Raw genomic sequence first — 13,355 nt, forward strand, 5'->3', positions numbered from 1 at the left:
GTGTCGTCCCTACTCGATGATGTCGCCACGCAACATGTATTTGGCCACCGCCACGGTGCTCACGAAGCCGATCAACGCGATCAGCATGGCGGCCTCGAAATAGAGCTTGCTGTCCGAGGAAATGCCGTACAGCACGATCAGCCCGATGGTGTTGATGTACATGGTGTCCAGGGCCAGGGCCCGGTCCGGCAGCGTGGGCCCGCGCAACAACCGGTACAGGTTGAGCAGCAGGGCCAGCACGAACAGCCCGAAGGCAATCGTCAGCGCGGTCTCTAGCATTCGAAAATCTCCTTCAGTGGCCGCTCATAGCGCTGCTTGATCTGCCGGATCATGGCGTCTTGGTCGTCCACGTCGAGGGCATGGATCAGCAGGGTGCGCCGGTCCTCGCTGACATCGGCACTGACCGTGCCCGGCGTCAGCGAGATGGTGCTGGCGAGCAGCGTGATGGCGAACTCGTCAGTCAGGTCCAGCGGCAGCTCCACGAACCCGGGCCGCAAACGCCGGGGCGGCCCGAGGATCAGAATCGCCACCGCCATATTGGCGGTGAGAATGTCCCAATGCACCACCAGCACGAACCGCACCAGTTTGGGGAAGTTGCGCAGGCGCGGCACATTGGGCCAGAACGACTGGGTGCCCAGCGGCAGCACCACCGCGAGCACCAGACCGAGCAGGGCGTGCCCCCAGGAGAAGCCGTTAAGCAGCATCCAGGTGGCCCACAGAAACAGGCTCAACAGCGGAAACGGCAATACTCGACTCATAACGCACTCTCCCCGGCGCCCAGCACCGCGTCGATATACAGGCCGGGCTGCGCCCACTGCCCGGCCACCGCCAGGCAGGCTTCAAGCACCGGCTCACCCCAGATCGCCAGCGCCGGGGTGGTGGCCAGCAGCGCCACCGTGGCCGCCAGGCGCGGCCCGTCCAGGCTGCGTTCTTCGCCGTCGCCGGTGGCCCGCCAGAACAGCGTCGACCCGGCCCGGCTCAGGCCGATCAGGGCGATCAGGCCGCCGCCCAGCAACAGCAACCAATAGACCGGCGCCGGCACCACCTGCATCAGGGCGACCTTGCCGATAAAGCCGGATAACGGCGGCAGGCCGACCACGGCGATGGCGCCGGCGAAAAACAGCGCGCCGAGCACCCCGCGGCCGACGGGGGACGGCCCCGCTTCAAGCCGGTCCGCCAGTTCCCCACGCCCCCGGGACACCAGGTCCGCCAGCAGAAACAGGCCGCCGCACACCAGGGTCGAGTGGATCAGGTAGTAAAGCATGGCGCCGAACGCCGCCGGCGACGACCAGGCCAGCCCGGCCACCAGCGTGCCCACCGACATCACCAGCAAATAGGCCACCATTTCGCCGAGGCGGCGGGCGCCGAGCACGCCCACCGCCGCCAGGCCCAGGGTGATCAGCGCCAGAATCCACAGCGGGTCCCGGCCCAGCCCGGCCAGCGCGCCGCCGCTGAACGCCAGGCCGTACACCCGGGCGATGGCGTAGATACCCACCTTGGTCATGATCGCGAACAGCGCCGCCACCGGCGCCGTGGCGCTGGCGTAGGTGGCCGGCAGCCAGAAATAGAGCGGGAACAGCGCCGCCTTCAGGCCGAACACCACCCACATCAGCAGGCCGGAAAGGCGCGCCAGATCCAGGCTGTTACCCTCCAGTTCACTCACTTTGACCGCAAAGTCGGCCATATTGAGCGTACCAGTGGTGCCGTAGGCGAGCCCCAGCGCAACCAGGAACAGCGCCGAACCGATCAGGTTGAGCACCACATAGTGAATGCCGCCCTTCACCCGGGCCGGGCCACGGCCGTGCAGGGCCAGCCCGTAGGAGGCGATCAACAGCACCTCGAAGAACACGAACAGGTTGAACAGGTCGCCGGTCAGGAAGGCGCCATTGATGCCCATCAGCTGCAGCTGGAACAGCGCGTGGAAGTTGGCGCCGCGCCGGTCGTCGCCACGGCTGCCGTAGATCAGCGCCGGCAGCGCCAGCACCGCCGTGAGCAGCACCATCAGGGCACTCAGCCGGTCGAGCACCAGCACGATGCCGAACGGCGCCCGCCAGTCACCCAGCTGATACACGCCGATATCGCCGCTGGCCGCCTGCTGCCACAGGCCCAGCGCCACGGGGATCAATGCCAGGGTCGCCAGCAGACCGGTGAGGCGGCGGAGGTGCTGGCGTTCGCGGACCTCCAGCAAAAGCAGCATGCCCGCGAACGCGGGGATCAGAATCGGCGCGATGATCAAATGTTCCATCAGCCGTCCTCCCCGTCGGAGCCACCGTCCACGTGATCGCTCTTCATTTCACCCTGGCCGCGCAGCGCCAGCACCACCAGAAAGGCGGTCATGGCGAAACCGATCACGATGGCGGTCAGCACCAGCGCCTGGGGCAAGGGGTCGCTGGCGTTTTCGGACATGCCCACCACCGGCACCTGGTTCAGGCTCAAGCGGCCGGACACGAACACGAACAGGTTGACCCCGTAGCTGAGCAGCGTAATGCCCAGAATCACCGGGAAGGTGCGCGCGCGCAGGGTCAGATAGACGCCGCAACCGACCAGCGTCGCGATGATCAACGCAAGCATCACTTCCATCAGGCGCCTCCTCTCTGGCCGGTTTGGTCAGGGTCATTCCCGGCGCCGGTGCCGGCGCCCTTGTCGTCCAACAGCGACAGCTTGCCGAGGTTCGCCAGCATCAGCAGCGTGGCGCCCACCACGGTGAGGAACACACCGGTATCGAACAGCATGGCGCTGGCCACCTCGAACTTGCCCACCAGCGGCCAGTGGATGTAATCAAAGGTGCTGGTCAGGAACGGATGGCCGAACAACCAGGAGGCCACCCCGGTGATCCCGGCCAGCAGCAGGCCCAACGCCACCACCGGGTGGTAGTCGCCGGGCATGCGGTGGTGCATCCAGCCCACCCCGGAGGCCACGTACTGCAGCAACAGCGCCACCGACGTCACCAGGCCGGCGATAAAGCCGCCGCCGGGCAGGTTATGGCCGCGCAGGAAGATGTACACCGACACCAGCAGGGCCAGCGGCAGCAACGGCCGCGAGATGGTCACCAGCACCAGCGGGTGCGCGTCCCGCGCCCAGGGCCGGCCGGTGGAATCCGCCCGGGGCGAGGTCAGTTTGAGATCCTTGAGCAGCGCGTAGATGCCCATGGCGGCGATGCCCAGCACGGTGATCTCACCGAAGGTATCGAAGCCCCGGAAGTCCACCAGGATCACGTTGACCACATTGGTGCCACCGCCGCCCGGCTTGGCGTTCTCCAGGAAGAAGCCACTGATGCTGTTGAAGTCGCTGGTCATCATGGCGAACGCCATGACGCCGACGCCGCCGCCGACCACCACCGACAGGAACAGATCGCGGAACACTCTGAACACGCCGGATTCGGCGCTGGTGCGCACCGGCAGAAAGTACATCGCCAGGATCAGCAGCATCACCGTGACCACTTCCACGGAAAGCTGGGTGAGCGCCAGATCCGGCGCCGAGAAGCGCACGAACACCAGCGACACCACCAGCCCCACCACGCTGATCGACATGATCGCCGTCATCCGGTGGCGGTGCAGAATGGCGGTGATCACCGCGGCCACGATCAACATGGCGCCGGCCAGCAGCGCCACCCCGTCCAGGGGCAGCAGCGCCCGGTCGCCGCTCAGCAAACGCGGCCCCAGCTGCGTCAGCAGCACCAGCGAGACCACCGCCAGCAACCAGGCCACATAGGTCTGCAGGGAGCCGTTGCGCAAGCGCCCGCTCAACGCGCCGGCGAACCCCGCCACCGCCTGCATGGCGCGCTCGAAAATCAGGTTGGCGTTGATCTCGGGCAGGCGCGCGCGCCACCGGAACAGGCGCTGCCGCTGGCTGTAGACCAGCACGCCGCCGACCAGGGCGATGACGCTCATCAGCAACGGCAGGTTAAAGCCGTGCCAGATGGAAAGATGGTATTCCGGCAGAGTACCGCCAAGCGTGGCGGTGCCGGCCACCGCCAGCAGCCCGGCCACGGTGAGCGCCGGGAACACGCCCACCGCCACGCACAGCGCCACCAGTATCTCCACCGGCACTTTCATGTAACGGGGCGGCTCATGGGGCGGAAACTTGGGCAGGTTCACCGGCTCGCCGTTGAAGAAGACGTCGTGGATAAAGCGCGCCGAATAGGCCACCGACAACACGCCGCCCAGGGTGGCGCCCAGCGGCAGCACCCAGCTCAGGGCGCCGAGGCGGTCGGACTGCAGGGTCTCGGCGAAGAACATCTCCTTGGACAGGAAGCCGTTGAGCAACGGCACCCCGGCCATCGCCGCCGAGGCCACCATGGCGAGCACCGCGGTGTACGGCATGTAGCGCCACAAGCCGTTGATACGGCGCATGTCCCGGGTGCCGGTTTCGTGATCAATGATGCCGGCGGCCATGAACAGCGACGCCTTGAAGGTGGCGTGGTTGATGATGTGGAACACCGCCGCCACCGCCGCCAGCTCGGTGTTCAGGCCGAACAGCAAGGTGATCAGACCCAGATGGCTGATGGTGGAATAGGCCAACAGCCCTTTCAGGTCGTGCTGGAACAGCGCCGCCAGCGCCCCCCACAGCAGCGTCGCCATGCCGGCCAGCGTAACCAGGTCGAACCACAGGTTGGTGCCCGCCAGCATCGGGTAGAAGCGGGCCAGCAAAAACACCCCCGCCTTGACCATGGTGGCGGAGTGCAAGTAAGCACTTACCGGCGTCGGCGCCGCCATGGCATGGGGCAGCCAGAAGTGAAACGGGAACTGTGCACTCTTGGTGAAAATACCCAGCAGCACCAGGCAAAGAATCAGCGGGTAGAGCCCGCTGGCGCGGATGGCGTCGCCGCTGGCCAGCGCCTCGCCCAGGGAATAGCTGCCCACCACCTGGCCGATCAGCAGCACCCCGGCGAGCAGCGCCAGGCCGCCCAGGCCGGTGACCGTGAGCGCCATGCGCGCCCCCTTCCTGGCGCCGCTGTTGTGCGACCAGAAACCGATCAGCAAGAACGAGCTGAGGCTGGTGAGCTCCCAGAACACCACCAGCAGCAGCAGGTTGTCACTGGTCACCACCCCCAGCATGGCGCCCATGAAGAGCAGCAGGTAGGCGTAAAAACGCCCGGCTTTCTCATCGGCGGACAGATAGTAGCGCGCGTACAGAATAATCAGCAGGCCGATGCCCAGCACCAGCATGGCGAACATCAGCGCCAGGCCGTCCAGGCGGAACGCCAGGTCCAGGCCCAGGCTGGGCAGCCACTGCAGTGAAGAGAGCACCGTTTCGCCGGCGATCACCCGTCGCGCGGGCGCCACCATCAAAGCCAGCGCCAGGGCCGGCAACGCCGCGGCGCTCAGCGCCAGCAGCGTGCGCGAAGCCCTGAAACGTTCGGCCAGCGGCGGCAGTGCGGCCCCCAGAAAGGGCAGCAGCACCAGAATGGAAAGATTCATAGGCAATCCGTTGTCAGTTGCGGCAACGCCGCGTCGAGCTTATCAGTAAATCATCAACTCAGCGTGACAACGGGCGGATCCGGGAAATAGGGGCGGCGGCCCCGCCGCGGGCAGTGGGCGGGCATACTGATCATTCTGTGGTGCCGCAATTGGCAGTCCATACAAAACCGAATCACTGAAAAGGGTCCGTAGTATGCCACGCCGATCCGGGGCGAACACAAGACCGGCCCGCCACCCGGGTATCAGAGCTCGCCCACGAATTGATTATAGAACTGCCGGGCGGTGCGCCCGGAGCGCCCGCCGCGCTCCATGGAAAAGCGGCGGGCGAGAATGTGCAGCCGGTCGCGGTCGGCGACCTCGCCGAACAGGTGATCGACGATCTGGAAATACTGCGCTTCATTGATCGGGTAAAAGCTCAGCGACAGGCCGAACCGGTCGGACAGGGAAATCTTCTCTTCCACCACGTCGCCGTGGTGGATCTCACGGCCCACCACCCGGCTCTGCTCGTTGTCGGCCTGGTACTCGGATACCAGGTGGCGGCGGTTACTGGTGGCGTACAGGCGGACGTTCTCCGGCGGCAGCTCCAGCGAGCCTTCCAGCACGCTTTTCAGGTGCTTGTACTGGGTTTCACCGTCCTCGAAGGCAATGTCGTCGCAGTACACCACGAAACGCTGGGCGCGCTCGCGCAGATCATCGACGATCTCCGGCAGGTCCACCAGGTCGTGCTTTTCCACCTCGATCATGCGCAGCCCGCGCGGCGCGTATTCGTTCAGCAGCGCTTTCACCAGCGACGACTTGCCGGTGCCCCGGCTGCCCCACAGCAGCGCATGGTTGGCGGGCTTGCCGGCCAGGAAGCGTTCGGTGTTCTGCACCAGCTTCCGTTTCTGCGTGTCCACGCCGAGCAGATCGTCCAGCGCCACCGGGTCCAGGTGCCGCACCGGTCTCAGCCGTTGCTGTCTGGGCCGCCAGATGGCGGCCGCTTCCGCGCGCCAATCAACGTGATTCATGGTGTCCCCGTTGGAAATCAGGTCAAAAATATTGCCACGGTCGGCCCGGTGACTAAAGAACTTGCTTGCCCGCCCCGGGTCCACCTTTAACATGGACCCAGGATAAAACACGCAACCGACCCCGGAGACACCCATGATTCGCTTCCCTCTCGCCGGCCTTACGCTGATCCTGGCAGCCGCCGGCTGCGCCCATACCCCGGCGAACCTCCCCGACAACGCCCGCCCCTGCCCGGAACCGCGGCCGCAAATGTGCACCATGGAATACCGCCCGGTGATCGGCCTGGACAAGAACGGCGAAACCCTGGGCGAATACAGCAACGCCTGCAGCGGCTGCGCCAAAGAAGGCGTCGCCTATACCGTGCCGGTTAAATAACGTCCAAGGACACCGCTTTGCCGCTTTCGCCCGTACGCCGGTTACTGGACTTCGACGCGCAATACCGCCGCGACCAGCAGCACACGCCGGACTTTCTGCACCGCCGCGACCGCCGTCTGGCGCTGGCCCGTGAACAGGACGGCGCGCCGCCGCCGGACGCCGCCGCCTGGCTGAGCGCGGTGGACGCCCCCGGCGCCGGCGCGGCGCTGCGCCCCTGGCGCCGCGGCCGGGCCGCGCTGACCCTGGCCGGCGCGGTGCTGGGCGTGCTGACCATGCTCGGCGTGCTGTACGTGGACGGCCAGGGCCGCATCAACGTCACCCTGATTCTGGCGCTGGCCCTGCTGCAACTGCTGCTCGCTCTGGCCACCACCGCCCAGGCCTTAAGCGGCCGGCGCCCCTGGGGCCGGCTGCTGGGCCGGGGCGACGGCGCGCCGCCGGTACTCCGCCAGCTGTACCCGCAGCTGGCCGCCCGCGCCGCCCACGGCGCCGGCCTGGCGTTCGCCGCCAGCGCCCTGCTCACCCTGCTGGTCCAGGTGCTGGTGCGCGATCTGGCGTTCGGCTGGAGCACCACCCTGCAGACCTCCGCGCCCGCCTATCACGCCCTGGTGGAACAGCTTGCCTGGCCCTGGCGCGGCTGGCTGCCCGGCGCTGTGCCGGGCCTGGAACTGGTGGAGCAATCCCGTTACTTCCGGCTCCGCGGTGAGGCTCCCGCCGACCCGGAACGCCTGGGCGCCTGGTGGCCGTTCCTGGCCATGCTGTGGCTCTGCTATGTGCTGCTGCCCCGGCTTATCCTGCTGGGGCTGGCGCGGCTGCACCTGAACCACCGCGCCGGCGTGCTGCTGCGACGCCACCCGGGCTGGGCGGCGCTGGGCCAGCGCTTCGCCACGCCCTGGGTGGACAGCGGCCCGGCACCGGTCGCCGCCGGCGCCGGCCCCGCGGTACCGCCCGCCGACACGCTGGCGCCGCCGCCGGAAAGCGGCGTGGTGATCCGCTGGGCCGGCGCCGGCAGCGCCGACCTCGCCCGAAACCTGCTCCAGGACGCCCCCATGCAGGTGCTCGAAGCCGGCGGCAGCGCCAGCCTGGAGCAGGACCGCGATACCCTCACCCGCGCCGACCTGGGCCTGCCGGTGGTGCTGCTGACGCGCGGCTGGGAGCCGCCCACCGGCGAACTGGCGGACTTTCTCGACGACGCCCGCCACAGCCTGCCGGCGAACACCGACATCGTGCTGCTGCCACTCGCCGCCGACGATCAAACCGCTCTGGTGGATGGCGCGCTGCTGGCCCAGTGGCAACGCTTCGTGGACCGGCACCGGCCGGTCAGGCTGTGTCGCCCATGAGCGAGCGCCCCCTGCCCCGTTTCGCCGTGGTCGGCCACCCCAACAAGGGCAAGTCGAGCATTGTCGCCACCCTGGCCCAGAACGACGGCATCGCCATCGCCCTGGAGCCGGGCACCACCCGGGAGAACGGCCACTACCCGCTGCGCGTGGACGAACGGCTGCTGTACGAACTGATCGACACCCCCGGCTTCCAGCGCCCGCGCCGGGTGCTGGCCTGGCTGCAGGCGCACAGCCTGTCCGCGTCGGACCGGCCGGACACGGTGCGCGCCTTCGTCACCCAGCACCGCGACGACCCCCGTTTCCATGACGAATGCCAGCTGCTGACGCCGATACTGGAGGGCGCCGGCATTCTCTATGTGGTGGACGGCGCGGTGCCTTACAGCCGCGAGCAGGAAGCGGAAATGGAAATCCTGCGCTGGACCGGCCGCCCCAGCCTGGCGCTGATCAACCGCATCGGCGCGGGCGACCACCTGGCCGACTGGCGCGCCGCCCTGGGTCAGTACTTCCAGATCGTGCGCGATTTCGACGCGGTGCACGCTCCCTTCGAGGCGCATCTGAGCCTGCTACGCGGTTTCGGCCAGCTGGCCCCGGAGTGGGAAGCGCCGCTTGAGGAGGCCACCCACCATCTGCGCGACCAGCGCCGGCACCGCCAGCGCCAGGCCCTGCAACTGATCGCCGCCGCCCTGGCGGACATGCTCACCCACCGGGAAACCGGCCGGCTGCGCGACGACGGCAACCGCGACGCGCTCGAACACGAACTCGGGCAACGCTGGCGGGACTGGCAGCGCCAACGGGAGCAGCGCCTGCGCCGCGACGTGGAAGCCCTTTACCAGCATCGCCACCTGCGCCGCCGCGAGCAGGCCCTGGCGTGGCAGCCGGGCAGCGACCTGTTCAGCGAACAGGCGCGCCGGACCTGGGGCGTGAGCCGCACCTACCTGGCCACCGCCGGCTTCGGCGCCGGCGCCCTGGGCGGGGCCGGCATCGACGCGCTCGCCGCCGGCCACTCGCTGGGGGCCGGTGCCCTGATCGGCGGCGTGTTGGGCGCCGCCGGCAGCGTCTTCTACGGCGGCAAGTACGCCGACAAACTGGGCGCGCTGAAAGTGCTGGAGCGCTTCACCGGCGGCGCCGAGGCCGGCTTCGGGCCGGTGCGCGATCCGCAGTTCGGCTATGTGGTGCTGGGCCGGGCCCTGGAGCACTGGCATCAGGTCAGCCACCGCAACCACGCCGGGCGTGACCCGCTCACCCTCGACGGCGCGGACCGTCACTGGCTGGAACAGCTGCCGCGCGGCGAGCGCCAGCGCTTGCAGAAAGCGTTACTGGATCCACCGCGCGAGCCCGGGGATGTGAAGCGCCGAGATGCTCTGGAAAGTGCTGTGGTGCAGGCCGGTGAGGCGTTTTTGCTTTGGCGGGTGGGGGTGTCCTAGTACGTCTCTGGCATCCTGCCGGGAGCTTCGCTCCCTTTCGCGGGCCGGGCCCGCTCGCACATGTCGCACTTCCAGACGCCCGGCTCGCATAAGGGCGCTCCCACAGTGCCTGCGTCGTGGGTTAGTGGGAGGAGCGTTCGCGGCGGTAGTGGCGGGGCGCTACGCCCATCACTTTTTTAAACAGGCGGGAAAAGTAGTAGGGGTCGTCGTGGCCCAGGTGGCGGGCGATGTCGCTGACGCCCAGGTCGCTGACGTCCAGCAGGTAGCAGGCGCGGCTGATCTTGAGGTGCTGAAACGCCTGCATCGGCGTCTGCCCGGTGAGGCGTTTGTATTCACGAATAAAGTGATAGCGCGACAGGGTGCTGGTGGCGGCGACCAGGTCGTCCAGGGCCAGCCGTTCGTGCAGGCGGCTTTGCAGGTAGCTCTGCACCCGGTCCACGTCCAGCGCCGCCTGCCGCGCCTGCTGGCGGCGGCGCACCAGCGCCAGGAAGGTGAGCAGGCCGCGCAGCACATTGGCGGCGTGCACCTGATGGTGAATCTGAAAGCTCACCGCGGTGGCCAGCAGCACTTCGAACTCTTCGCTGAGCCGGGAGTGCAGGCCCACCGGTACCAGCCCGGCGCGCGGGTCCGGCTCGATGGCATCGAAAAACGCATCCACGGCGGCGCCGCCCAGGTGCACCCAGTATATGGTCCAGGGGTCGTCCGGGCGGGCCCGGTAGCGGTGCGGCTGCCCTTCCCGGAACAACAGCACATCGCCGGGGCCCACCGGGTGGGTGTCGCCCCCCAGGTCCACTTCACCGCGTCCGGCCACGCAATAAATCAGCAGATGATCGCGGGGCGAGGCGCGCCCCATCTGGTGGCCGGCAGCGCGCGGGTAATAACCCACCCCGTGGGGCAGGCAGTCGCCGCACAACGGGTGCCCGCCCAGCGTCTGAATCAGCGCCTGGGGCACCACAATGCGGCGGCCGTCCCGGGGTAGCGGCCACTGGGAGGTCTCGATGACGGAGACGTCGTTGGAGTCCATACCGCAATATAGTCCATCAGCGATCAATAGAAACCATCCGCATGGGGACGATACTGTGGTAAACCATAGCAATAATAGAACAACACCCCCACTTTCGGAGGCTCCATGAGCACGCGACTGCCGCAACTGATCAACGGCGAATTCCAGCAAAGCCGGACCGACACCTGGATTCCAGTCACCAACCCGGCCACCCAGGAGGTGCTCTGCGAAGTACCGGCGGCCACCGCCGAGGAAATGGAGAGCGCCATCCAGTCCGCCCGCGAGGCGTTCCTGGAATGGCGGGAAACCCCGGTGTCCGAGCGCGCCCGGGTGATGCTGCGCTACCAGCACCTGCTCAAGGAGCACCACGATGAAATCGCCGAGGTGCTGGCCAAGGAAACCGGCAAGGTGTTCGCGGACGCCAAGGGCGATGTGTGGCGCGGCATCGAGGTGGTGGAGCACGCCGCCAACATCGGCTCGCTGATGATGGGCGAGACGGTGGAAAACGTGGCGCGCGGTATCGACGGCCACGCCTGGACCCAGCCGCTGGGCGTGTGCGCGGGCATCACTCCGTTCAACTTCCCGGCGATGATTCCGCTGTGGATGTTCCCGATGGCGATCGCCTGCGGCAACAGCTTCGTGCTCAAGCCCTCCGAGCAGGACCCGATGACCCCCAATATTCTCGCCGAGCTGTTCCTGCGCGCCGGCGCGCCCAAGAACCTGCTGCAGGTGGTCCACGGCGGCAAGGAACAGGTGGACACCCTGCTCACCCACCCGGAGATCAAGGCGGTGTCCTTCGTCGGCTCGGTGCCGGTGGGCCAGCACGTCTACCGCACCGCCACCGACCACCTCAAACGCGCCCAGTGTTTCGCCGGCGCCAAGAACCACATGGTGGTGATGCCGGACGCGCGCAAGGATCAGGTGATCAGCAACCTGGTGGGCGCTTCCTGCGGCGCCGCCGGCCAGCGCTGCATGGCGATCAGCGTGGCGGTGTTCGTGGGCGAGTCCAAACAGTGGATCGACGAACTCAAGGACGAGCTGGCGAAAATCCGCCCCGGCGCCTGGGACGACGAGAACGCCGCCTATGGCCCGCAGATCAGCCCCAAGGCCCGCGACCGGGTGCTGACGCTGATCAAGCAGGGCAAGGAGGAAGGCGCCAGCTGTTTGCTGGACGGTTCCGATTGCACCGTGGACGGGCTGCCGGACGGCAACTGGGTGGGCCCCACCCTGTTCAGCGACGTGACCCCGGACATGGCGCTCTACAAAGAAGAGATCTTCGGCCCGGTACTGTGCTGCATGACCGTGGATACCCTGGAAGAGGCCCTGGAGCTGGTGAACAACAGCCCCTACGGCAACGGCACCTCGATCTTCACAGCCAGTGGCGCCGCCGCGCGCAAGTATCAGCACGAGGTGGAAGTGGGCCAGGTGGGCATCAATGTGCCGATCCCGGTGCCGCTGCCGTTCTTCAGCTTCACCGGTTGGAAGGGATCCTTCTACGGGGACCAGCACGCCTACGGCAAACAGGCGGTGCGCTTCTACACCGAGACCAAGACCGTCACCAGCCGCTGGTTCGACGACGACATCCCGGACGGCGCCCACGGCGGCCCCAACATGACCATCAACCTGAAATAGCCATGGACTTCAACTTCACCGACGAGCAGCTGGCGTTCCGCGACACCGCGCGCCAGTTCGCCGATAAGGAGCTGGCGCCGTTCGCCGCCGAGTGGGACCAGCACGGCACCTTCCCCAAGGACACCATCCGCCGCGCCGGCGAGCTGGGCTTCTGCGCGCTGTACTGCGACGAGGACCAGGGCGGCATGGGCCTGAGCCGGCTCGACGCGGCGCTGATCTTCGAGCAGATGGCGGCGGGCTGCACCTCCACCACCGCCTTCATCACCATCCACAACATGGCCACCTGGATGCTGTCCCGGTTCGGCTCCGAGGCGGTGCGCCAGCGCTGGAACGGGCCGCTGATGAGCGGCGAGGCGCTGGCCTCCTATTGCCTCACCGAACCCGGCGCCGGCTCCGACGCGGCGTCGCTGAAGACCCGCGCCCGCCGCGACGGCGCCGAGGATGTGCTGAACGGCGCCAAGGCGTTCATCTCCGGCGCCGGCGACACCGACCTGCTGGTGCTGATGGCGCGCACCGGCGGGCCCGGCGCCGGCGGCATTTCCTGCTTCGCGATCCCGTCGGACACGCCCGGCGTCAGCTACGGCCGCAACGAGGACAAGATGGGCTGGAAAAGCCAGCCCACCCGGGCGGTGATTCTCGAGGACGCGCGCGTCCCGGTGGAAAACCGCATCGGCGACGAGGGCCAGGGCTTCAAGATCGCCATGGCGGGCCTGGACGGCGGCCGTATCAATATCGCCAGCTGCTCGCTGGGCGCGGCCTCGGCGGCGCTGGCCCAGGCGCAGAGCTACGTGCAGGAGCGCCGCCAGTTCGATCAGCCGGTGAGCGAGTTCCAGAGCGTGCAGTTCACCCTGGCGGACATGGCCACCCACCTGGTGGCGGCCCAGCAGATGGTGCGGCTGGCGGCCTGGAAGCTGGATAACGGCGACGCCGACAAAGGCACCTTCTGCGCCATGGCCAAGCGGCTCGCCACCGACCTGTGCTTCGACGTCTGCAACCAGGCCCTGCAGCTGCACGGCGGCTACGGCTACATCAAGGAGTACCCGCTGGAGCGCTATGTGCGCGACAGCCGGGTGCATCAGATTCTGGAAGGCACCAACGAAATCATGCGGGTGATCATCGCCCGCCGGGTACTGAAAGACCTGAGCTTTTTATAAGGCCC

At 67.7% G+C, this 13,355-nt stretch carries 12 protein-coding genes; 5 read left to right on the forward strand and 7 right to left on the reverse strand.

Annotated elements, in window-relative coordinates:
- Window positions 1-9: 9 nt before the first annotated feature.
- The 6 genes from ACEQZD_RS14200 to ACEQZD_RS14225 all read right to left on the reverse strand — a co-directional run bounded on the left by ACEQZD_RS14200 (window position 10) and on the right by ACEQZD_RS14225 (window position 6,427).
- Window positions 10-279 carry a K+/H+ antiporter subunit F gene (locus tag ACEQZD_RS14200; protein WP_142947639.1) on the reverse strand — a complete coding sequence of 90 codons (270 nt, stop codon included), beginning with the start codon at window positions 277-279 and terminating at the stop codon, window positions 10-12.
- Entirely contained in the window at window positions 273-758 is a 486-nt protein-coding gene (locus ACEQZD_RS14205) for a Na+/H+ antiporter subunit E (RefSeq protein ID WP_142947640.1), read from the reverse strand. The genes ACEQZD_RS14200 and ACEQZD_RS14205 overlap by 7 nt, the downstream gene beginning before the upstream one ends.
- On the reverse strand, window positions 755-2,245 hold the full coding sequence (locus ACEQZD_RS14210) for a monovalent cation/H+ antiporter subunit D (protein ID WP_370186239.1): 1,491 nt from the start codon (window positions 2,243-2,245) through the stop codon (window positions 755-757). Before ACEQZD_RS14210 ends, ACEQZD_RS14205 begins: the two co-directional genes overlap by 4 nt.
- The gene (locus ACEQZD_RS14215) at window positions 2,245-2,580 is read right to left on the reverse strand and encodes a Na+/H+ antiporter subunit C (RefSeq protein WP_142947642.1); all 336 of its coding nucleotides are present in this window, start codon (window positions 2,578-2,580) and stop codon (window positions 2,245-2,247) included. Before ACEQZD_RS14215 ends, ACEQZD_RS14210 begins: the two co-directional genes overlap by 1 nt.
- Complete coding sequence (locus ACEQZD_RS14220; RefSeq protein WP_142947643.1) at window positions 2,580-5,420, reverse strand: monovalent cation/H+ antiporter subunit A; 2,841 nt, start codon at window positions 5,418-5,420, stop codon at window positions 2,580-2,582. Before ACEQZD_RS14220 ends, ACEQZD_RS14215 begins: the two co-directional genes overlap by 1 nt.
- A 242-nt stretch (window positions 5,421-5,662) precedes the next feature.
- Entirely contained in the window at window positions 5,663-6,427 is a 765-nt protein-coding gene (locus tag ACEQZD_RS14225; protein ID WP_142947644.1) for an ATP-binding protein, read from the reverse strand.
- 133 nt (window positions 6,428-6,560) lie between these two features.
- On the opposite strand from ACEQZD_RS14225, the gene ACEQZD_RS14230 reads away from it, so the two are divergent.
- From ACEQZD_RS14230 to ACEQZD_RS14240, 3 genes are read left to right on the forward strand one after another with little or no spacing between them, the layout of a single operon-like run.
- On the forward strand, window positions 6,561-6,800 hold the full coding sequence (locus ACEQZD_RS14230) for a kazal domain protein (protein ID WP_142947645.1): 240 nt from the start codon (window positions 6,561-6,563) through the stop codon (window positions 6,798-6,800).
- Between the two features lie 17 nt (window positions 6,801-6,817).
- Window positions 6,818-8,137 carry a DUF2868 domain-containing protein gene (locus ACEQZD_RS14235; RefSeq protein ID WP_370186244.1) on the forward strand — a complete coding sequence of 440 codons (1,320 nt, stop codon included), beginning with the start codon at window positions 6,818-6,820 and terminating at the stop codon, window positions 8,135-8,137.
- Window positions 8,134-9,561, forward strand: a complete 1,428-nt coding sequence (locus ACEQZD_RS14240; protein WP_370186246.1) for a GTPase/DUF3482 domain-containing protein — start codon at window positions 8,134-8,136, stop codon at window positions 9,559-9,561. Before ACEQZD_RS14235 ends, ACEQZD_RS14240 begins: the two co-directional genes overlap by 4 nt.
- A 121-nt stretch (window positions 9,562-9,682) precedes the next feature.
- Here ACEQZD_RS14240 and ACEQZD_RS14245 read toward each other — a convergent pair whose 3' ends face one another.
- Complete coding sequence (locus tag ACEQZD_RS14245) at window positions 9,683-10,585, reverse strand: AraC family ligand binding domain-containing protein (protein ID WP_370186248.1); 903 nt, start codon at window positions 10,583-10,585, stop codon at window positions 9,683-9,685.
- A gap of 105 nt (window positions 10,586-10,690) precedes the next feature.
- Between ACEQZD_RS14245 and ACEQZD_RS14250 the strand changes: the two genes are divergently transcribed.
- On the forward strand, window positions 10,691-12,196 hold the full coding sequence (locus ACEQZD_RS14250; RefSeq protein WP_214012911.1) for a CoA-acylating methylmalonate-semialdehyde dehydrogenase: 1,506 nt from the start codon (window positions 10,691-10,693) through the stop codon (window positions 12,194-12,196).
- Window positions 12,197-12,198: 2 nt separating this feature from the next.
- The gene (locus tag ACEQZD_RS14255; RefSeq protein WP_370186250.1) at window positions 12,199-13,350 is read left to right on the forward strand and encodes an acyl-CoA dehydrogenase family protein; all 1,152 of its coding nucleotides are present in this window, start codon (window positions 12,199-12,201) and stop codon (window positions 13,348-13,350) included.
- Window positions 13,351-13,355 lie beyond the last annotated feature (5 nt).

The sequence above is a fragment of the Alloalcanivorax sp. genome, from assembly GCF_964221125.1.
Classification (GTDB): domain Bacteria; phylum Pseudomonadota; class Gammaproteobacteria; order Pseudomonadales; family Alcanivoracaceae; genus Alloalcanivorax; species Alloalcanivorax venustensis.